This is a genomic window from Streptomyces albireticuli (assembly GCF_021228125.1).
Classification (GTDB): Bacteria; Actinomycetota; Actinomycetes; order Streptomycetales; family Streptomycetaceae; genus Streptomyces; species Streptomyces albireticuli.
The window spans coordinates 747,583-766,268 of the sequence record NZ_JAJQQS010000002.1; the positions used below are offsets into that span (position 1 = coordinate 747,583).

Annotated in this window: 18 protein-coding genes and 1 riboswitch; of the genes, 9 read left to right on the plus strand and 9 right to left on the minus strand. The window is 73.4% G+C overall.

All coding sequences use genetic code 11. The annotated features are described in order from the left end of the window. Window positions 1–11 precede the first annotated feature (11 nt). The gene (locus LUZ64_RS03505) at window positions 12–1,043 is read left to right on the plus strand and encodes a 6-phosphofructokinase (protein WP_095584107.1); all 1,032 of its coding nucleotides are present in this window, start codon (window positions 12–14) and stop codon (window positions 1,041–1,043) included. Between the two features lie 373 nt (window positions 1,044–1,416). Here LUZ64_RS03505 and LUZ64_RS03510 read toward each other — a convergent pair whose 3' ends face one another. Both LUZ64_RS03510 and LUZ64_RS37710 read right to left on the minus strand, forming a co-directional pair. After that, window positions 1,417–3,363 carry an anthranilate synthase family protein gene (locus LUZ64_RS03510; protein WP_095584106.1) on the minus strand — a complete coding sequence of 649 codons (1,947 nt, stop codon included), beginning with the start codon at window positions 3,361–3,363 and terminating at the stop codon, window positions 1,417–1,419. A 94-nt stretch (window positions 3,364–3,457) separates the two neighbouring features. Further along, entirely contained in the window at window positions 3,458–3,763 is a 306-nt protein-coding gene (locus tag LUZ64_RS37710) for a trp operon leader peptide (RefSeq protein ID WP_107426694.1), read from the minus strand. Here LUZ64_RS37710 and LUZ64_RS03515 point away from each other — a divergent pair. Together LUZ64_RS03515 and LUZ64_RS03520 are read left to right on the plus strand one after the other, a co-directional pair. After that, window positions 3,744–5,099, plus strand: coding sequence for a class II 3-deoxy-7-phosphoheptulonate synthase (locus LUZ64_RS03515; protein WP_095584105.1), 1,356 nt, complete (start codon window positions 3,744–3,746; stop codon window positions 5,097–5,099). The genes LUZ64_RS37710 and LUZ64_RS03515 overlap by 20 nt on opposite strands. Window positions 5,100–5,226: 127 nt before the next feature. Beyond that, a complete protein-coding gene (locus LUZ64_RS03520) occupies window positions 5,227–5,466 on the plus strand; it encodes a (2Fe-2S)-binding protein (protein ID WP_095584104.1) in 240 nt (79 codons plus the stop codon). A gap of 55 nt (window positions 5,467–5,521) precedes the next feature. On the opposite strand, the gene bfr is transcribed toward LUZ64_RS03520, so the two are convergent. Further along, on the minus strand, window positions 5,522–6,010 hold the full coding sequence (bfr, locus tag LUZ64_RS03525; protein WP_087928467.1) for a bacterioferritin: 489 nt from the start codon (window positions 6,008–6,010) through the stop codon (window positions 5,522–5,524). Between the two features lie 153 nt (window positions 6,011–6,163). Here bfr and LUZ64_RS03530 point away from each other — a divergent pair, with 153 nt between their 5' ends. Then, window positions 6,164–6,796: a sulfite oxidase-like oxidoreductase gene (locus tag LUZ64_RS03530; RefSeq protein WP_095584103.1), complete on the plus strand. Its 633-nt coding sequence runs from the start codon at window positions 6,164–6,166 to the stop codon at window positions 6,794–6,796. A 37-nt stretch (window positions 6,797–6,833) separates the two neighbouring features. On the opposite strand, the gene LUZ64_RS03535 is transcribed toward LUZ64_RS03530, so the two are convergent. From LUZ64_RS03535 to thiO, 5 genes are all read right to left on the minus strand, one after another. Further along, complete coding sequence (locus LUZ64_RS03535) at window positions 6,834–7,748, minus strand: deoxyribonuclease IV (RefSeq protein ID WP_095584102.1); 915 nt, start codon at window positions 7,746–7,748, stop codon at window positions 6,834–6,836. Window positions 7,749–7,750: 2 nt separating this feature from the next. Continuing rightward, window positions 7,751–9,709 (minus strand): Stk1 family PASTA domain-containing Ser/Thr kinase, encoded by a 1,959-nt coding sequence (gene pknB / locus LUZ64_RS03540; protein ID WP_095584101.1) that lies wholly within the window; start codon window positions 9,707–9,709, stop codon window positions 7,751–7,753. Between the two features lie 109 nt (window positions 9,710–9,818). Beyond that, complete coding sequence (locus LUZ64_RS03545; protein ID WP_095584100.1) at window positions 9,819–10,619, minus strand: thiazole synthase; 801 nt, start codon at window positions 10,617–10,619, stop codon at window positions 9,819–9,821. A 9-nt stretch (window positions 10,620–10,628) separates the two neighbouring features. Then, window positions 10,629–10,868 carry a sulfur carrier protein ThiS gene (thiS, locus tag LUZ64_RS03550; protein ID WP_211305143.1) on the minus strand — a complete coding sequence of 80 codons (240 nt, stop codon included), beginning with the start codon at window positions 10,866–10,868 and terminating at the stop codon, window positions 10,629–10,631. Continuing rightward, window positions 10,865–12,043, minus strand: a complete 1,179-nt coding sequence (gene thiO / locus LUZ64_RS03555) for a glycine oxidase ThiO (protein ID WP_095584099.1) — start codon at window positions 12,041–12,043, stop codon at window positions 10,865–10,867. Before thiO ends, thiS begins: the two co-directional genes overlap by 4 nt. Next, a riboswitch (TPP riboswitch) is annotated at window positions 12,041–12,153 on the minus strand. (Overlaps the previous gene by 3 nt.) A gap of 245 nt (window positions 12,154–12,398) precedes the next feature. Between thiO and LUZ64_RS03560 the strand changes: the two genes are divergently transcribed. The 5 genes from LUZ64_RS03560 (at window position 12,399) to LUZ64_RS03580 (ending at window position 16,971) form a co-directional block, all read left to right on the plus strand. Further along, window positions 12,399–13,568, plus strand: a complete 1,170-nt coding sequence (locus tag LUZ64_RS03560) for an NAD(P)/FAD-dependent oxidoreductase (protein ID WP_248288051.1) — start codon at window positions 12,399–12,401, stop codon at window positions 13,566–13,568. A 155-nt stretch (window positions 13,569–13,723) separates the two neighbouring features. Next, entirely contained in the window at window positions 13,724–14,089 is a 366-nt protein-coding gene (locus LUZ64_RS03565) for an Rv2175c family DNA-binding protein (RefSeq protein WP_095584097.1), read from the plus strand. A gap of 124 nt (window positions 14,090–14,213) precedes the next feature. Then, window positions 14,214–14,873 carry a thiamine phosphate synthase gene (gene thiE / locus LUZ64_RS03570; protein WP_095584096.1) on the plus strand — a complete coding sequence of 220 codons (660 nt, stop codon included), beginning with the start codon at window positions 14,214–14,216 and terminating at the stop codon, window positions 14,871–14,873. A 134-nt stretch (window positions 14,874–15,007) separates the two neighbouring features. Beyond that, entirely contained in the window at window positions 15,008–15,925 is a 918-nt protein-coding gene (gene metF / locus LUZ64_RS03575; protein ID WP_095584095.1) for a methylenetetrahydrofolate reductase [NAD(P)H], read from the plus strand. A gap of 41 nt (window positions 15,926–15,966) precedes the next feature. Next, complete coding sequence (locus tag LUZ64_RS03580) at window positions 15,967–16,971, plus strand: hypothetical protein (protein ID WP_095584094.1); 1,005 nt, start codon at window positions 15,967–15,969, stop codon at window positions 16,969–16,971. 28 nt (window positions 16,972–16,999) lie between these two features. Here LUZ64_RS03580 and LUZ64_RS03585 read toward each other — a convergent pair whose 3' ends face one another. Continuing rightward, complete coding sequence (locus tag LUZ64_RS03585) at window positions 17,000–18,523, minus strand: phytoene desaturase family protein (RefSeq protein ID WP_095584093.1); 1,524 nt, start codon at window positions 18,521–18,523, stop codon at window positions 17,000–17,002. Window positions 18,524–18,686: the final 163 nt, after the last annotated feature.

The window sequence follows — 18,686 nt, forward strand, 5'->3', positions numbered from 1 at the left end:
GGGAGAGTGTCATGCGGGTCGGATTGCTGACCGGCGGTGGTGACTGCCCCGGGCTCAACGCGGTCATCCGCGCCGTCGTCCGCAAGGGCGTCCAGGACCACGCCTACGACTTCATCGGCTACCGGGACGGGTGGCGGGGGCCGCTCCAGGGCTCCGCGTCCCGGCTCGACATCCCCGCCGTCCGGGGCATCCTGCCCCGGGGCGGCACCATCCTCGGCTCCTCACGCACCAACCCCCTCAAGGAACCCGACGGCGTCCGCCGCATCCGCGAGAACCTCGCCAAGGACGAGGTCGACGCCCTGATCGTGATCGGCGGCGAGGACACCCTCGGCGTCGCCGCCCGCCTCCACGAGGAACACGGCGTGCGGTGCGTCGGCGTCCCCAAGACCATCGACAACGACCTCTCCGCCACGGACTACACCTTCGGCTTCGACACCGCCGTCAACATCGCCACCGAGGCCATCGACCGCCTCCACACCACCGCCGAGTCCCATATGAGGGTCCTCGTGGTGGAGGTCATGGGCCGCCACGCGGGCTGGATCGCCCTGCACTCCGGCCTCGCCGGCGGCGCCAACGTCATCCTCGTCCCCGAACAGCGCTTCGACCTCGACGAGGTCTGCGGCTGGGTCACCTCCCGCTTCCGTGCCAGCTACGCCCCCATCGTGGTGGTCGCCGAGGGCGCCATGCCGAAGGACGGCGACCTCGTCCTCAAGGACGCCGCCGCGCACGACTCCTTCGGCCATGTGCGGCTGTCCGGGGTGGGGGAGTGGCTGGCGAAGGAGATCGAGTCCCGCACCGGCAAGGAGGCCCGTACGACCGTGCTGGGGCATGTCCAGCGGGGCGGGACGCCGAGCGCCTTCGACCGCTGGCTGGCGACCCGCTTCGGCCTGCACGCGATCGCCGCCGTGCGGGACGGGGACTACGGGCGGATGGTGGCGCTGCGCGGACCCGACGTGGTCCGGGTGCCGCTGGGCGAGGCGACGGCCCGGCTGAAGACGGTGCCGGACGCGCTGTACGCGGAGGCGCGGACGTTCTTCGGCTGAGGGCCGGGGTGCCCTCGGGCGTCGGCGGGTTTGATCCGGCCGAGGCCGGCGTGCACGGGTGCACGCCGGCCTCGGCGCCGGGGCGGGCCGGAAGGCCCGGGGTTCACCCTGGGAGGATCGCATTCCGCACCATGAGCCGCGGAGTGGCGCGGGATCTGGCAGAGTGGCTGCTCCACATGCGAGTTGCGAAGGCACAAGCCCGGCCATGGCCGGTGGACCCGGTTTCCCGCGACGCTTGAGCGTGCGAGACCTGCCGGGTGTAATTCCCAGCATGCGGGGCGTGAGTCACGCGTCCCGACCGCCCGTGCCAGGGCGGTCAAGACGCAGGAGGTACCACCGCCGCCAGCGGTGCCCTACTCGCGCACTCGGCTGCTCACGGCCGGGAAGTTGACACCAGCACCGACGCCAGCAGCTCCGCCACGATCGCCGCGCCGTCCAGCGTCAGCACCGACTCCGGATGGAACTGGACGCCCGCGAAAGCAGGCCCCCGCAGTGCGTGCACGTCACCGCTCGCGGCGTCCCGGCTCAGCTCCACCCCGTGCATCGCCAGCTCCTCCGCGGCAGCGGCATCGCAGCGCGCGGTGAACGTGTTGTAGAAGCCCACCGTCTCCTCCCGCCCGAAGAAACCGATCCGCTGCTGCGCCCCCTGCGAGGGGTCCGCCTTGCGGACGATCTCCATCCCCAGCTCGGCCGCGATCAGCTCGTGCCCCAGGCAGACGCCGAGCAGCCCGTGCCGGTGGCCCCGCAGCAGCTCGGCGGTGAGCGCGCGCAGCGTGCGCATCTTGGGGTCGGCGGTGTCGGAGGGGTTGCCGGGGCCGGGGCCCAGGACGACCCGGCCCCGGTGGGTGAGGGCCGCCTCCCGGAGGCCCGGCTCGTCGTAGCGGCGGACCGTGACCGTGAGGCCCGAAGTGCGCAGCAGGTGGGCCAGCATCGCCGTGAAGGTGTCCTCGGCGTCGACGACGAGTGCGTGCCCGGTCAGCCGGGCCGTGGCGGACGCCCCCTGCATCCGCAGCCAGAAGGGCGCCAGGTCCGCGCGGCGCGCGTCGAGCGCGGCCTGGACGTCCGGGTCCTCGGCGAGCCGGGCCGCGGGCCGGGTCCCGGCGTCGCGCAGGGCGGTGCGCACCCCGAGCGCCGCCAGGACGCCCGCCGCCTTGGCGTGGGTCTCGGCGACCTCGCCGTACGGGTCCGAGTGGCGCACCAGGGTCGCGCCGACCGGCAGCCGCAGCCGGCCCCGCCGGTCGATGTCGGCGGTGCGGATCAGGATCGGCGAGTCGAGGGTGCGGGCGCCCCCGCCGTCCCGGCCGACGAGCGCGAGCGCCCCCGCGTAGTAGCCGCGCCCCCGGCCGTCCCGGCCCCTCGGCTCGTGGCGCTCGATGACCCGGCAGGCGTTCTGCACCGGGGAGCCGGTGACGGTGGCGGCGAACATCGTCTCGCGCAGCACGTCCCGGACGTCCAGCGAGGAGCGGCCCCGCAGCTCGTACTCGGTGTGGGCCAGGTGGGCCATCTCCTTGAGCCGCGGCCCGACGACGACCCCGCCCATGTCGCCGACGGTGCACATCATCTTCAGCTCCTCGTCCACGACCATGGACAGCTCCTCCACCTCCTTGCGGTGGTGCAGGAAGGCCAGCAGCCCGTCCTTGGTGGGGCCCTCCGGGGGGTAGCGGTAGGTGCCGCTGATCGGGTTCATCACGACGGTGCCGCCGGACATCCGGACGTGCGCCTCGGGGCTGGCGCCCACCAGCGTGCGCTCCCCGGTGTGCACGACGTACGTCCAGTAGGCGCCCCGCTCGCCCGCGAGCAGCCGGCGGAAGAGGGCCAGCGCGTCGGCCGCCCCGAAGCCGTGGATCTCGCCTTCGAAGGTGCGCCGGATGACGAAGTTGGCGCCTTCGCCCGCGCCGATCTCGTCCGCGATCACCCGCTCGACGATCCGGGCGTACGCCTCGTCGTCCACGTCGAAGGCGCCGCCCTCCACCCGCACCTCGTGGGCGGGCAGCGCCGCGAGGACCTCGGCGAGCGGCAGCTCGTGGCACTCGCGGGGGCGCAGCACCGCCAGCGGGGTGCCGTCGTCGTGGACGTCGAAGCCGCGCTCGCGGATCTGCCGGAAGGGGATCAGGGCGAGGGCGTCCAGGGCGGGCGCGCCGTCCGCGGGCGGGCCGTCCGGCAGCGGGATGTCGGTGAGCCGCGCGTACTCCGCCACGGTGCCGAGGAGCAGCTCGACGGTGCCCTCGCCGCGCCCGGGGGTGCGGCGGTGGAGCAGGGCGAAGGGCGGGCAGGCGGGGTCGGTGAGCTGTGCGAGGAGGGTGTGGGTGTTGCCGGTCATCCGGGTTCCTTCCGGTGAGGAGGAACAGCCCCGGGAAACACCGAAGGCCGCCCCTCGGGCGGCCTTCGCGGTGCGTCAGTCGGTGTACGCGCGATCAGTGGGCCGCCGGATGAGCGGTCCACCACCAGTTCTGGGTCGTCTGCGCGAACATGTCGGGAACCTTAGTGCATGACCGTGCCCGACGGGGAGCGCGTTCGTTGACATAAAGCGTGGTTCCCGCGCAGGCGGGAGTGAGCCGACGAGCGGCGGTCAGGAGTCGAGCTCGGCCAAGTGGTCCCCGCGCGTGCGGGGGTGTCCTGGTGGGACAGCATTCGGTCGGATCTGTCTCATCAGGCGGGCATCCGGTAAATTCGACCGTGGCGAACCCGTAGTGTTGCATCGTGACCGTGAACGCTGACATCGAAGCCGTCGCCGGTCGGGCGACGTGGCGACACCTGCCTGCGGCGCAGCAGCCCGAGTACCCGGATGCCGAGGCTCTGCGCGAAGTAGTCGCGGAGCTTTCAAGCTATCCGCCTCTCGTCTTCGCGGGCGAGTGCGACCAGCTGCGCCAGCGCCTGGGAGCCGTCGCCCGTGGTGAGGCGTTCCTGCTCCAGGGCGGCGACTGCGCCGAGGCGTTCGACGCCGTCGGCGCCGACCAGATCCGCAACAAGCTCAAGACGCTGCTCCAGATGGGCGCCGTGCTGACCTACGCGGGCTCCGTGCCCGTCGTGAAGGTGGGCCGGATCGCCGGGCAGTACAGCAAGCCGCGCTCGAAGCCGACCGAGACCCGCGACGGCGTGACCCTGCCGACCTACCGCGGCGACTCCGTCAACGGCTTCGCCTTCACGCCCGAGGCCCGTACGCCGGACCCGCAGCGCCTGAAGCGGATGTACCACGCCTCCGCCGCCACCCTGAACCTCGTCCGCGCCTTCACCACCGGTGGTTACGCGGACCTGCGCCAGGTCCACGCCTGGAACCAGGACTTCGTGAAGTCCTCCCCCTCCGGGCAGCGCTACGAGGCGCTGGCCCGCGAGATCGACCGGGCGCTGAACTTCATGAACGCCTGCGGGGTGGACCCGGAGGAGTTCAAGACCGTCGAGTTCTTCTCGTCGCACGAGGCGCTCGTCCTGGACTACGAGTCGGCGCTGACCCGTGTCGACTCGCGGACCGGCGACCTGTACGACGTGTCGGGCCACATGGTCTGGATCGGTGAGCGCACCCGGCAGCTGGACGGTGCCCACATCGAGTTCGCGTCGAAGATCCGTAACCCGATCGGGGTGAAGCTCGGCCCGACGTCGACCGCCGAGGACGCGCTGACCCTCATCGAGCGCCTCGACCCGGAGCGCGAGCCGGGCCGGCTGACCTTCATCACCCGCATGGGTGCCGACAAGATCCGGGAGAAGCTGCCGGAGCTGGTCGAGAAGGTCACGGCGTCCGGTGCCCAGGTCGCGTGGATCTGCGACCCGATGCACGGCAACACGTTCGAGGCGGCCTCGGGCCACAAGACCCGCCGCTTCGACGACGTGCTGGACGAGGTCAAGGGGTTCTTCGAGGTCCACAAGGGCCTCGGCACCCACCCGGGCGGCATCCACGTCGAGCTGACCGGTGACGACGTCACGGAGTGCGTGGGCGGCGGTGACGAGATCTTCGTCGACGACCTGCACCAGCGCTACGAGACGGCCTGCGACCCGCGGCTCAACCGCAGCCAGTCGCTGGACCTGGCGTTCCTGGTCGCGGAGATGTACCGGGACCAGTAGGACGACGGCTTTCGGCCGGTGAACGACCGTGGGGCGCGGATCCGAGTGATCCGCGCCCCACGGCGTTGTTATTCGGCCGCCCAGCCGGGTAAGGTAAGGGTAACCTTATTGATCAACCCGCTGGGCGGTGAACCGCGTGTACGTCTGCTCGTGCTTCGGCATCACGGAGCAGCAGGTGCGTGACCACGCGGACAAGGGGGCGTGCACGCCCCGGCAGATAGCCTCCGCCTGCAAGGCCGGCACCGACTGCGGCAGCTGTGTGCGCCGCATCCAGGCCCTGCTCGGCCGTGGCGCGTGCCCGCGCCGCGAGCTGGCCGACCAGGGGGACACCGACGTGCTCGGTTCGGAGATACCCCAGGCCGCCTAGGCCGCCCGGGTGGCTGTTTCCGGGTCCGGTGGCCCGTGCCGCCCGCCCGGTCGGCTCAGTCCGCTCCGCCGTTGGACTGGTCGATGAACTGCGCGAGGTAGAGCGGCTCACCGAGCTTCTCGATCAGGTCCAGCTGGGTGTCGAGGTAGTCGATGTGGTTCTCCTCGTCCTCGAGGATGGCCTCGAAGATGTTGGCCGAGGTGATGTCGCCCTTGGCCCGCATGACCTCCACGCCGCGCTTGAGGCGGTCGATCGCCTCCACCTCCACCTGGCGGTCGGCCTGGAACATCTCCACGATCGACTGGCCGATCCGCACATGGAAGAGCCGCTGGTAGTTCGGCAGCCCCTCCAGGAAGAGAATGCGGTCGGTCAGTACCTCCGCGTGCTTCATCTCGTCGAAGGACTCGGCGCGGGTGTGCTCGGCGATCTTCGTCCAACCGAGGTGCTCCTGCATTTTCGCGTGCAGGAAGTACTGATTGATGGCGGTGAGCTCGGCCGTCAGCTGTTCGTTGAGAAATTCGATGACCTCAGGGTCGCCCTGCATCGCAGAGGCTCCTTCCACGAGGGTGGCTGGCAGGTTGCGCGCATCCTCGCACCGCCCTTCGAAACCGTCCAGTAAGTGCACACTTAGTGTGAGTTGCCCGGATAGTGGAACCCCTGGTCATCAGCACTGTCAAAGGTCTGACACCATGGAGCCATGGGGCCCTCGAAAAACGCCGAAAGCCGCAAAGGGGACCTCCCCCAGCTGCCTCCGGGACAGCGCCTGCAGCGCGGCTGGCCGGTGACGCATTACGGGCCGGTCCCCAGGTTCAGACCGGACCGCTGGGAGTTCCGTGTCTTCGGCTCGACCGCCGACGGGGACAAGCACTGCTGGACGCACGACGAATTCTCCGCACTGCCGTATTCGACGGTGGTGGCGGATCTGCACTGCGTCACGAAGTACAGCATGCTCGGCGCCGAATGGGGTGGGGTTTCGGCCCGTACGATCCTCGAACTCGCCCCGCCCGCGCCCGAGGTCACCCATGTGATGGTGTGGGCCGAATACGGTTTCAGCTCAAATCTGCGGCTGTCGGATTTCACCTCCGAGCAGTCCATTTTCGCCACCCACAAGGACGGCGAGCCGCTCACCGCCGAGCACGGTTTTCCGGTGCGGCTCGTGGTCCCTCACCTGTACGCCTGGAAGGGCCCCAAGTGGGTGCGGGGCGTGGAGTACATGACGGCGGACCGCCGGGGATTCTGGGAGGAGCGGGGCTACCACAACATCGGTGACCCCTGGCGGGAGCAGCGCTACACCTACCAGGAGCGACCGGGCGAGGGCCCGGAGATCTGAGACTCCCCGGGGGCGCCCCGGCACCTCTCGGAAGTCCTCAGCAGGCGGCCGCCGCCCGCAGTTCCTTCAGACGCGCCACGTCCGCCGCGTGGCCCTCAGGCCCACCCGGTGTCTCGATCGTCAGGGAGACGCCCTCCGTCGCCGGGTGCGTGAACAGCTCCGCGAACGGGTCGGCCCCGATATGGCCGGAACCGATGTTCTCGTGCCGGTCCCGGTGCGCGCCGACGGCCTCCTTGGAGTCGTTGGCGTGGATCAGCCGCAGCCGGCCCTCGCCCACGACGGAGACCAGCTCGTCGAGCGTCCGCTTCATCCCGCCCGTCTCGGCGAGGTCGTGGCCCGCCGCGAAGACGTGGCAGGTGTCCAGGCACACCCCCAGCTTCGGGTGGTGCTCCAGGGCCTCGAAATACGGGCCGAGGTCCTCGACCAGGGAACACAGCGACGCACCCTGCCCGGCGGTGGGCTCCAGCAGCAGCCAGGGGTCGTCGTCACGGGTCAGCTCGTCCAGGAGCGGCAGCAGCCGCTCGTGCACCTGGGCCAGGGCCTCGCGGCGCGGCCTGCCGCCGGTCGCCGACCCGGTGTGGACGACGACGCCCAGCGCGCCGATCGCCCGCCCCCGGCGCAGCGAGTGCCGCATGGATTCCACGGACAGCTCGACCGTCGCCGGGGTGTGCGAGCCGAAGTTGATCAGATAGGGGGCGTGCACCCAGACCGGGAGGTCCTCCTCGGCGCACGCGGCCCGGAACTCCTCGTCCTGCCGCGCGACGCCGGCCGGGGTGGCCCAGCCGCGCGGGTTGGCCACGAAGACCTGCACCGTCTCGGCCCCCATCCGCCGGGCGTAGGGCAGCCCCGTCCTCACCAGGCCCCCGGCGACGGGGATGTGCCCGCCGACGGGGTTGCGCCCGCGCGCGCGGGCCGTGCCCGTGAGGCCCGTGGGCTCCGTGTCGCCGTTCATCCCTACAGGCCGCCCTTGAGCTCGATCGTGATAGTGCCGCCCTTGGGCGCCTGGTCGCCGCCCTTGACCGACTGGCGGTCGACGGAGTCCCGGGGGAAGAAGAACGGCCGCTTCACCTCGACCTTGAAGCCCGCGTCCGTGAGCGTCCGCCGGGCGTCGGCCTCGCTCCTGCCCGTGACGTCGGGGACGGTGACCATCTCCTGGCCCTTGGAGACCGTGATTGTGATCTTGTCGCCCTTGGCCGCCTTGGCGCCCTTGCCGGGCGACTGCTCGGCCACCGCGTCCTTGGGCTTGTCGGAGAAGACCTGGGTGCCGGAGACCTCGACCTCGAAGCCCTTGTCGCGCAGCGCCGTGGTGGCGGCCGCGACGGACTGACCGGTCACGTCCGGCACGTCGAGGGCCGGGCCCTTGCTGACGGTCAGCGCCACGGGGGTGTCCGGCCGCCGCTCCGCGCCCGCCTTGGGGTCGGTGGCCAGCACCGCGCCCTGCGGGGTCTCGTCGCTGAACTGCGTGCCGACGTCGCCGACGGCCAGGCCCGCGCCCTCGATCTTCCGCTTCGCCGCGTCGAGCCCCATGCCGATGACGTTGGGCACCTCGGAGCGGGCCGGGCCCCGGGAGACGGTGATCGTCACCTTGCCGGTGTTGCGGATCCGCTCGCCGGTGGCGGGATCCGTGGCCGTCACCCGGCCGCGCTCGACCGTGTCGCTGAACTCCTGCTTGACCTTCACCCCGAGCCCGGCCTTGCCGAGCTCCTTCTCGGCCTTGTCCTGGGGCATGTCCAGGACGGCCGGGACCTTGGTGAACTGACCGGAGTTGACGTACCAGACGCCCGAGCCGACCAGTACCGCGAGGACGGCGGCGAGCGCTATCAGCAGCCCGCGCCGGGGCAGCGGGCGGCGCCCGGGGCGTGGCCCGCCGGCGGGCGGCGGCCCCGGGGGCACGGGCGGGTGGTCCAGGCGCGTGGTGCGGTTCAGGGCGTCGTCGGCGGGCGCGGGCGGTGCGCCGACGAGCCGGGGCAGCACGCTCGTGCGGTCCTCGGAGCCCGTGGGCGGGGCGGCCGGCCCGGCCGCGCCCGCCGACGACGCCTGCGGGGGCACGGCGTCCAGCTGTTCGTCGGAGAGCGCCTCGCGCGCCGCGCGGACCAGCGCCAGCATCGCCGCCGCGTCGGCCGGGCGGTCCCGCGGGTCGCGCGCGGTGGCACCGGCGACCAGGGCGTCCAGGCCGGGGGCCAGCCCGGGGACGGCCGCGGACGGGGCCGGCACGTCCTCGTGCAGGTGCTGGTAGAGCACCTGGGCCGGGGTGCTGCCGCCGTGCGGCTTGGCGCCCGTGAGCATCTCGTAGAGCACCACGCCGCAGGCGTAGACGTCCACGCGGGTGTCGGCGGTGCCGTGCTCGATCTGCTCGGGGGCCAGGTACGACACGGTGCCCAGCACCGAGCCGGTGGAGGCCGAGGTGTGGGTGTCCACGGCCCGTACGAGCCCGAAGTCGGCGACCTTCACCCGGCCGTCGTCGCCGATCAGGACGTTCTCCGGCTTCATATCGCGGTGGATCAGCCCCGCGAGGTGGGCCGCGCCGAGCGCCGCGAGCACCGGCTCCAGGATGTCCAGGGCCGCGCGGGGCTGGAGGGCGCCGCGCTCGCGCAGGACGTCGCGCAGGGTGCAGCCGGGCACGTACTCCATCGCTATGTAGACATAGCCGCGGTCCGTGCCCTGGTCCGAGACGCTCACCACATTGGGGTGGTCGAGCCGGGCGGCCGACCTCGCCTCGCGGATGAAGCGCTCGACGAACGCGGCGTCCCCGGCGAGACCGGGGTGCATCACCTTCAGCGCGAGCACGCGGTCGAGCCGGGTGTCCACGGCCCGGTAGACCGTGGCCATCCCGCCGACGGCGATCCGGGCGTCGACCCGGTAGCGGCCGTCGAGCACGTTCCCGACGAGCGGGTCCCCTAGCGTCGTATCCACGGAACGAGTCTAAGAGGCCGCGCGGGCGGGCCGGGTTCTCCCCTGCCCGCCCCTCCGCCCGGTGCCGGTGGGCGGCCCGCCGCGCGGCGGGCCGGAGCCCCGGCCGGCGCTACGCCCCGAACGCCGGACGTTCCGGGTCCAGCCGGGCCAGACCCTCCGCCGGGGACGACGCCTCCGCGAAGTGGCGGCGCGGGATCCGGCCCGCGCGGTGCGCCAGGCGGCCCGCCTCGACCGCGTGCCGCATCGCCTCCGCCATCAGCACCGGCTCCTGGGCACGGGTGACCGCCGAGGCGAGCATCACCGCCGCGCAGCCCAGCTCCATCGCGAGGGCCGCGTCCGAGGCGGTGCCCGCGCCCGCGTCGAGGATCACCGGGACGCCCGCCCGTTCGGTGATCAGCTGGAAGTTGTGCGGGTTGCGGATGCCGAGCCCGGAGCCGATGGGGGAGCCCAGCGGCATGATCGCGGCGCAGCCGGCGTCCTCCAGCTTCCGGGCGAGCACCGGGTCGTCGCTGGTGTAGGGCAGCACCGTGAAGCCGTCGTCGACCAGTATCTCGGCGGCGTCCAGCAGCTCGACCGGGTCGGGCAGCAGGGTGCGCTCGTCGGCGATCACCTCCAGCTTGACCCAGTCCGTGCCGAGCGCCTCCCGGGCCAGCCGGGCGGTGAGGACCGCCTCGCCCGCCGTGTAGCAGCCGGCGGTGTTCGGCAGGACGCGGATGCCGTGCTTGGCGAGCACCGACAGCACGGAGCCGCGCACGCTCGCGTCCAGCCGGCGCATCGCGACGGTGGTCAGCTCGGTGCCGGAGGCCAGCAGGGCGCGCTCCATGACCTCCAGGCTGGGCGCCCCGCCCGTGCCCATGATCAGGCGCGAGGTGAAGGTGGTGTCCGCGATGGTGAGCAGGTCGTCTGCCATTGGAGCTGATCAGCCTCCCTGCACCGCGGTGAGGACCTCGACGCGGTCGCCGGCGCCGAGCGTGGTGGCGGGCCACTGCCCGCGCGGCACGACCGTCTCGTTGACGGCGGCGGCGACGCCGCCGGGCGCGGTGGTGAGGGACGCGACCAGGGTGTCCAGGGTCAGGCCCGGGGGGATCGCGCGGCTCTCGCCGTTGACGCTGATGCCCACCTGGGCCTCGGGGCGGTCGGTGGGGTCGCTGGGGTTCATACGGGCAGCTCCTGAGGGGCGTTCGCGAAGCGTCGGGGGGAGAAGGGGAGGGCCTCGTCGGGCAGCCGTCCGGAGGTCAGCACCTCGGCCATGACGTCGCCCGTCACCGGTGTGAGCAGGACGCCGTTGCGGTGGTGGCCGGTGGCGGTGTGCAGCCCGGGCAGGGCGGTCGGGCCGAGCAGCGGGGCGTTGTCGGGGGAGCCGGGGCGCAGTCCGGCGAGCGTCTCCACCAGGGGCAGTTCGGTGATGCCGGGCACCAGCTCATGGGCCTCGCGCAGCAGTTCGTAGACCCCGCCCGCGGTGACCGTGGTGTCCCAGCCGAGCTCCTCGGTGGTCGCGCCGACGACCAGCTCGCCGTTCTCGCGCGGCACCAGGTACACCGGGCAGCCGCGCACCACGGCCCGAACGGTCCGGGAGAGGAACGGCGCGTAGGCGGGCGGCACCCGCAGCCGCAGGATCTGCCCCTTCACCGGGCGGACCGGCGGCAGCACGCCCTCGGGGACGCCCTCCAGGCAGCCGCTGCGGCTGCCCGCCGCGAGCACGGTCTGCCCGGCGGACAGCCGGTCGCCGCCCGCGAGTTCGGCGCCCGTGGCCCGGCCGCCCGCGCACAGCAGCCGTGTCACCGCCGCCCGGTGGACCGTCACCCCGGCCCGCTCGCAGGCGGTGAGCAGGGCGGCCGCGAGCCGCCGCGGATCCGTCTGGTGGTCGCCGTCCACCCGCACACCACCGCGCACGCCCGGCGCGAGCATCGGCTCCAGCCGGCGGCACTCGCGCCCGGTCAGCCACTCCGCGTCGAGCCCGGAGGCGCGCTGGAGGGCGTGCAGTTCCCGCAGGTGCGCCCGGTCGTCGGCGTCGAGGGCGACGGCCAGGGTGCCGCACGCGCGGTACCCCGTGCCCCGGCCGCTCGCCTCCTCCAGCTCGGCCGTGAACGCCGGATAGCGCCGGGCCGACTCCAGGTTCAGCGCCAGCAGGGTCTGCTCGCCGTAGTGCAGTTCGGTCACCGCGGCCAGCATCCCGGCCGCGACGTGCGCCGCGCCGCCGCCCGGCGCGGGGTCCGCGAGCGCCGTGCGCAGCCCGCGCTGTGCCGCGCGCCACGCCGTGACCAGACCGATGACACCGCCGCCCACGACGAGGACGTCGTACGCCCCCGGTGACGCGGTGGAAGACGCGTACATGGGTGTCCAGCCCCTCCCTTCGCCGGCATGACCCGGATCAGGTTCGTACGGTCGGAGGCCGTCCAGCCTCCCTCTCAGCCCGGTGCGTCCGGGCTCCCGCGAGTGCTTGCACCGGCCACCCTAGTACGCGCCGGGAAGCGACCGGAAGGCCGCTCGGACCCCGGCGGCGGGGCCCCGGGACGCCCTGGGCGGCGGCCCCGCGCCGTGGCGTTCCGGGCGCACTGGTGAATGACCTTGTGTCGGACGTCTCGCTGCACGGTGCTGCGGGGAAGCCCGGCCCCCGCCCTACAGTGATCGGGTGAGCGACCAGACGAATACCTCCAGTGACCGGCGCGTCGTCATCGTGGGTGCCGGCATGGCCGGGGTGCAGACCGCGGTGGCCCTGCGCGAACAGGGCTGGCACGGCACCATCACCCTGCTGGGGGCCGAGCGCCACCGGCCCTACGACCGGCCCCCCCTGTCCAAAGCGGTGCTCCTCGGCAAGGCCGAGGGCTCGGCGTTCGAGGTGGACTTCGCGTCCCTGGGCATAGACCTGTGCCTCGGGCGGGAGGTCACCGCGCTGCGCGCCGAGGAGCGCGTGCTGGAGACCTCCGCCGGGCCGGTGCCCTACGACGTGCTGGTCATCGCCACCGGCGCCCGCCCGGTCGAGCTGCCCGGCAGCGAGGGCGTGCCCGGCGTCCACCTGCTGCGCACCCTGGACGACGCGGAGGGTCTGCGTCCGGTGCTGGCCGAGCAGCGGGACGTGGTGGCCGTCGGCGCGGGCTGGATCGGCGCCGAGTTCGCGACGGCCGCGCGCGAGGCGGGCTGCGAGGTCACCGTGGTCGAGGCCGCCGACCGGCCGCTGGCGGGTGCCCTGCCCGCCGAGGTCGCCGCCCATATGGAGGCCTGGTACGCCGACAGCGGCGCCCGGCTGCTCACCGGCGCGCGGGTGGCCGCCGTGGAGGACGGCGCGGTGCTGCTCGCGGACGGCACCCGGCTGCCCGCCGGCGCGGTGGTCGTCGGCATCGGCGCCCGGCCGGACACCGACTGGCTGGCGGGCTCCGGGATCACGCTCGCGGCGGATCGTTCCGTCGCCACCGACGACCGGCTGCGGGCCTCGCTGCCCGACGTCTACGCGGTGGGCGACTGCGCGTCGTTCCCGTCCGCCCGCTACGGCGAGCGGCTGCTGGTCCACCACTGGGACAACGCCCTCCAGGGTCCGCGGACGGTCGCCGAGAACATCGCGCTCGGCCCGGCCGAGGGCCCCCACTACGACCCGGTGCCCTACTTCTGGTCGGAGCAGTTCGGCAGGTTCGTGCAGTACGCGGGCCACCACGTCGACGGCGACGAGCTCGTCTGGCGCGGCGACCCCACCGGCGCGGCCTGGACGGTGTGCTGGCTGCGCGACGGCGTCCTGGTGGCGCTGCTGGCCGTCGGCCGGCCCCGGGACCTGGCGCAGGGCCGCAAGCTCATCGAGCGCGGCGCGGCCGTCGACCGGGAGAAGGCGGCGAACGCGTCGGTGCCCCTGAAGTCCGCCGAGCGGTGACGGCCGGCCGGTCGGGCACCGCCGGCACCCGGCCCCGCCGGGCCGTGCCGGGGCCGGGTGCCGGGGGTTCCCGGACGGTTTCCCTGACGACCCGCTGACGCCGGGTCGGGTCAACCCGGCTACCGACTGTCAGTCCCAGATGGCAGGCTTGTCCCGTGACCGAGATTGACGCAAAGATCGATGCTCTCGTCCCCGCCTGGCTCAACCTCCCCGACATCGCCGAAAAGCTCGGCGTCGAGGTGACGCGCGTCCGGCAGCTGGTCAAGGAGGGCCAGCTGATCGCGGTGCGCCGTGGCGAGAACCGAGTGCTCATGGTGCCCGCCGACTTCATCGGCGACGACAAGGTGGTCAAGGGGCTGGCCGGCACCCTGACCCTGCTGCGGGACGACGGCTTCAGCGACGAGGAGATGCTGGAGTGGCTCTTCACCGCCGACCCCACCCTGCCGGGCACCCCGGCGCAGGCCCTGCGCGAGAATCGCGGCACGGAGGTGAAGCGCCGCGCCCAGGCGCTGGCCGTCTGACCCGACCGGCGGCGCCGTAGACGCGAGCGACACCCGTAGAGAACGACCGCGAAAACCGTCCGGCGTACGGGCGCGGGGGCAGCCCCCCGCGCCCGTACGCCGCCGACCCGGGGGAGAACACCCGATGTCCGTCACCGCGCGCGAGCGGCTCGCCGACGCCCGGCTGTATCTGTGCACCGACGCCCGTAAGCGCCAGGGCGACCTGCCGGAGTTCCTGGACGCCGTGCTCGCCTCGGGCGTGGACATCGTGCAGCTGCGCGACAAGGGCATGGAGGCGGGGGAGGAGCTGGAGCACCTCGCGGTCTTCGCCGACGCGGCCCGCCGCCACGGCAAGCTCCTCGCGGTCAACGACCGCGCGGACGTCGCGCACGCCATCCGCTCCGACGTGCTCCACCTCGGCCAGGGCGACCTCCCGGTGCCCGCCGCCCGCGCCGTGCTGGGCGCGGACGTGCTCGTCGGCCGCTCCACGCACGCCGAGGCGGAGGTGGCCGCCGCGGTCGCCGAGCCCGGCGTGGACTATTTCTGCACCGGCCCCTGCTGGCCCACCCCGACGAAGCCGGGCCGCCACGCCCCGGGCCTGGACCTGGTGCGCCACACCGCGGCCCTGGCCCCCGCGCGGCCCTGGTTCGCGATCGGCGGCATAGACGCCGGCAATCTGGACGAGGTGCTGGACGCCGGCGCCCGCCGGATCGTCGTGGTCCGCGCGATCACCGAGGCCGAGGACCCGGGCGCCGCCGCCGCGTCGCTCGCCCGGCGCGTCCGCGCCCGCGCGGCAGCGGTCTGACCGCGGGTTCCGGCACGGGTCCGGCCCGCGACCTGACACACCTGCTGTCCAGGTGGTGGACGGGAGCCCGGCGAATCGGGCATATCGAAGCGCGTGCTTGGGTGTGCCACACCCCCGCTGGTTAACTTGCGAGTATGGCCCTTGGTACAGCCTCCACCAGGACAGATCACGCCCGTACGGTGCGTGAGCTGCTCGCCTCCGGCGAGCGGTCGTATTCGTTCGAGTTCGCGGCCCCGAAGTCCGAGAAGGGCGAACGGACCCTGTGGAACGCCATTCGCCGGATCGAGGCGGTCGGCCCCACCTTCGTGTCCGTGACCTACGGCGCCGGAGGCTCCTCCCGCGAGGGCACCGTGCGGGTGACGGAGCGCATGGCGACCGACACCACCCTGACCCCCGTCGCGCACCTGACGGCGGTCAACCACTCGACGGCGGAACTGCGCAACATCATCGGTCAGTACGCCGACGTCGGCATCCGCAACATGCTCGCGCTCCGCGGTGACCCGCCCGGCGACCCCATGGGCGAGTGGGTGCGCCACCCCGAGGGCGTCCGCTACGCCGCCGACCTCGTCCGGCTCATCAAGGAGTCCGGCGACTTCTGCGTCGGCGTGGCCGCCTTCCCGGAGATGCACCCGCGCTCCGACGACTGGGAGACGGACGTCCGGTACTTCGTGGACAAGTGCCGGGCCGGGGCGGACTTCGCCATCACCCAGATGTTCTTCTACCCCGAGGACTACCTCCGGCTGCGCGACCGGGTCGCGGCGGCGGGCTGTGACACCCCGATCATCCCCGAGATCATGCCGGTCACCAACGTCCGTCAGATCGAGCGTTTCGCCCAGCTCAGCAACGCCGCCTTCCCGCCCGAGCTGGCCGAGCGGATCCTCGCGGTCAAGGACGATCCGGCCGCTGTACGCTCGATCGGGATCGAGTACGCCACCGAGCTGTGCGCGCGCCTGATGGCCGAGGACATTCCGGGTCTGCACTTCATTACCCTGAACCACTCCACGGCGACGCTGGAAATCTACGAGAATCTGGGGCTGCACCAGCGGTCCTGACGGCTGTTCCGGGTGCGGCAGCCGGAACGAGAGGGGCGTAAATGGGCTGGACGGTCCTCTACATCGCGTTCGGCGTCGTCGCGCTCTGGCTGCTGGGCGAGGTGCTGCTGCAGTACAAGGCGCGGCTGCGCTGGCGGCTCCTCGCCTTCGTGGGCTTCCTCGGCGTGGTCGTCGGCGTCGTCGTCCCGTCCGTGGTGGTCATCGCCGTGGGCGCGATCGCCTTCGCGATCGGCCAGACCTATGTGACGCTCTCCTTCCGGCGGGGCTTCTCCACCGGCTGGTCGCTCCGCCGCGACAAGCGCGACGATCAGGGCGACCAGGACGAGCGGGGCAAGAAGGGCAAGCAGGACAAGAGCGGCGTCGCGTCCGGGACTTCGGCCGACGAACCCGCCGGTGCGGGTACGCCCCGGGGCGGACGGCGGCGCAAGGCCGAGCGGTCCGCGGAGCCGCCGCCCGCGCCCGCCCTCCAGGAGACCGCCGCCCTCGACCTGTCCTTCCCCGAGCCCGGCGCGGGACCGGACCTCATGCCCGGCACGCCCCCGGCGGCCGGGCCCGGCCCCGCCCCGCACGGCGGCGGCGAGGCCGGCCCGTTCACCCCGGGCGCCCAGGGCGGCCACGACGGCTCGTACGGGGGCTACGGCGACACCGGCTACGCCCCGGAGCCGCCCGCTCCGGACGCCTCCGGCTTCACCGGCTACGACACCTACGCGGGCCAGGCGCCCGACCCCTCCTACGGTCAGGGCCAGGGCCAGTACGCCGCGTACTCCGACCCGTACATCGGCAGCGGCAGCCGTCCGCAGAACTACGAGAACTACGACGCCTTCGGGCAGTACAACCCCTACCCCCAGCAGTACGGGACGGGTACGTACCCCGCGGACGGCTACCCGCCCCAGCAGTCGCAGCAGTACGACATGGACACCCCGCCCGGCGGTGTGTGGGTGCCCCAGCAGCGCGACGGCGACAACCCGCCGCCGCCCGGACCTCCCCAGCAGCCCTACCCGCCGCAGCAGCTGCCGGGCCACGACGGGCAGCAGTACCGCTACTGACCCCTGCCGGTCGTCGCCGGGGCGCGGTTCACTGCGAGCCGCGCCAGTCGGCTCCGTCCACGATGAGGCCGGCCACCATCGCGCCCGACATCCCGGCGTGCGCCAGCCCGCCGCCGGGGTGGGCGAATCCGCCCGCGAGGTACAGGCCCGGAACGTCCGTCGCGTTCCCCGGCCGCAGGAACGCCCCCTCCGCGCCCGCCAGTACGGGCGCGGGCACCCCGCCGCCCTCCGCGCCGGTCGCCGCCTCCGTATCGGCCGGAGTGCGTACCTCCCGCCACAGCAGCCGCTCCCGCAGGCCCGGAACGGCTGCCTCCGCGGCGTCCGTCATCCGCTCCGCGAAGCCGGTGACGGTCCGCTCGTCCGTCCAGTCCACCGCGCCGTGCGGCGCGACCGTCGCGGTGAGCGTGACGGCCTCGTGCCCGTCGTCGGGGCGCGTGCCCGCGTCGTCCGGGCGCAGCACGGTCACGGTCGGCCGGTAGCGCCACCCGCCGCCCGGCCGCGCCTCGTCGAAGACCTCCGCCAACTCCGCGTCCCGGTCGGAGGTGTGGACCACCGTGCGGTGCGCGGTGCCCTCCGGCCGGCCGCCCCGGAGCGCGAGGAACACCGTGAAGCGGCCGGGCGGCACCGGGGCGCCGGAGCCGGACCGCCCGGCGGCCGCGTCCGGGGCGATCGCGGCGAGGCGGCCGGGGGAGACCGCGGCCACCACCATGTCCGCCTCGGCCCGTTCGCCACCGGCCAGTTCCACACCGGCGGCCCGGCCGTCCTCCTCCAGGACGCGCACCACCTCCGCGCCGAAGCGGAACTCCACCCGCCGGGCCACGCACCGCGCGTGCAGGGCGTCGGCGAGCTCCCGCACGCCACCGCGCACGTACCAGCTGCCGAAGGTCTGCTCCAGGTACGGCAGCACCGTCGCGCTCGCCGGCGCCCGCCGCGGGTCGAGCCCGTAGGCCAGGGCGTGGCTCTCCAGGAGAGCGGTGAGCCGGGCGTCCCTCAACTCCCGGGAGGCGACGGACGCGAGCGTGGCCGCGGCCTTCCGCCGGAACAGGCCGCGCCCGCGCAGCGCCGGATAGGGATCGCGCCCCAGCGCCTCGCGGGCGGCGGGACCGGCCCGCAGCGGCTCCTCCAGCAGTGGCCGCCGGGTCGCGTCCCAGACCTCGCGCGCCCTGTTGACCAGCTCGCTCCAGCGCTCGCCCGCGCCCGCGCCGACCGCCTCGTCCAGGGCCCGGACCACACCGGCACGCGAGGCGTTGGGCAGCGAGACGGCCGTGCCGTCGGCGAAGACGTGGCCGCTCGCCGGGTCGACCTGGACCAGCCCGACGCTGTGCTCCAGGGACTCCTTGCCGGTCTTGACGAACAGATCGCGGTAGACCGCCGGCAGGTGCAGCAGCCCCGGCCCGGTGTCGAAGACGAAACCTTCCCTCGCCAGCCGTCCGACCCCGCCGCCGTGCGTCGCCGCCCGCTCGTACACCGCCACCCGGTGGCCCGCGACGGCCAGCCTGGCGGCGGCTGCCATCGCGCCCATCCCGGCGCCGATCACCACAATCCGTGCCATGGGTGCGACTTTATCCGGCGGCACCCCATGAGGCTGAACGCTCAGGCGTGAGTACGCGTACTCAGAGGAGGAGATGAGTAGCCGCACGGATGGGTCCGCACCGCCCGGAAGGGGAGAGTGGTGACCACGGAAGGGGCGCGGGTTCCCGGACCGCCGACACGGG

What these genes read in the sequence shown, in the direction of transcription:
- LUZ64_RS03505 (WP_095584107.1), top strand. Translation starts at nt 12, where the DNA reads ATGCGGGTCGGATTGCTGACCGGCGGTGGTGACTGCCCCGGGCTCAAC.
- LUZ64_RS03510 (WP_095584106.1), bottom strand. Translation starts at nt 3,363, where the DNA reads ATGACCGGCAACACCCACACCCTCCTCGCACAGCTCACCGACCCCGCC.
- LUZ64_RS37710 (WP_107426694.1), bottom strand. Translation starts at nt 3,763, where the DNA reads ATGTCAGCGTTCACGGTCACGATGCAACACTACGGGTTCGCCACGGTC.
- bfr (WP_087928467.1), bottom strand. Translation starts at nt 6,010, where the DNA reads ATGCAGGGCGACCCTGAGGTCATCGAATTTCTCAACGAACAGCTGACG.
- LUZ64_RS03530 (WP_095584103.1), top strand. Translation starts at nt 6,164, where the DNA reads ATGGGGCCCTCGAAAAACGCCGAAAGCCGCAAAGGGGACCTCCCCCAG.
- LUZ64_RS03535 (WP_095584102.1), bottom strand. Translation starts at nt 7,748, where the DNA reads ATGAACGGCGACACGGAGCCCACGGGCCTCACGGGCACGGCCCGCGCG.
- LUZ64_RS03545 (WP_095584100.1), bottom strand. Translation starts at nt 10,619, where the DNA reads ATGGCAGACGACCTGCTCACCATCGCGGACACCACCTTCACCTCGCGC.
- thiS (WP_211305143.1), bottom strand. Translation starts at nt 10,868, where the DNA reads ATGAACCCCAGCGACCCCACCGACCGCCCCGAGGCCCAGGTGGGCATC.
- thiO (WP_095584099.1), bottom strand. Translation starts at nt 12,043, where the DNA reads ATGTACGCGTCTTCCACCGCGTCACCGGGGGCGTACGACGTCCTCGTC.
- LUZ64_RS03560 (WP_248288051.1), top strand. Translation starts at nt 12,399, where the DNA reads ATGGCCGGGGTGCAGACCGCGGTGGCCCTGCGCGAACAGGGCTGGCAC.
- thiE (WP_095584096.1), top strand. Translation starts at nt 14,214, where the DNA reads ATGTCCGTCACCGCGCGCGAGCGGCTCGCCGACGCCCGGCTGTATCTG.
- metF (WP_095584095.1), top strand. Translation starts at nt 15,008, where the DNA reads ATGGCCCTTGGTACAGCCTCCACCAGGACAGATCACGCCCGTACGGTG.
- LUZ64_RS03580 (WP_095584094.1), top strand. Translation starts at nt 15,967, where the DNA reads ATGGGCTGGACGGTCCTCTACATCGCGTTCGGCGTCGTCGCGCTCTGG.
- LUZ64_RS03585 (WP_095584093.1), bottom strand. Translation starts at nt 18,523, where the DNA reads ATGGCACGGATTGTGGTGATCGGCGCCGGGATGGGCGCGATGGCAGCC.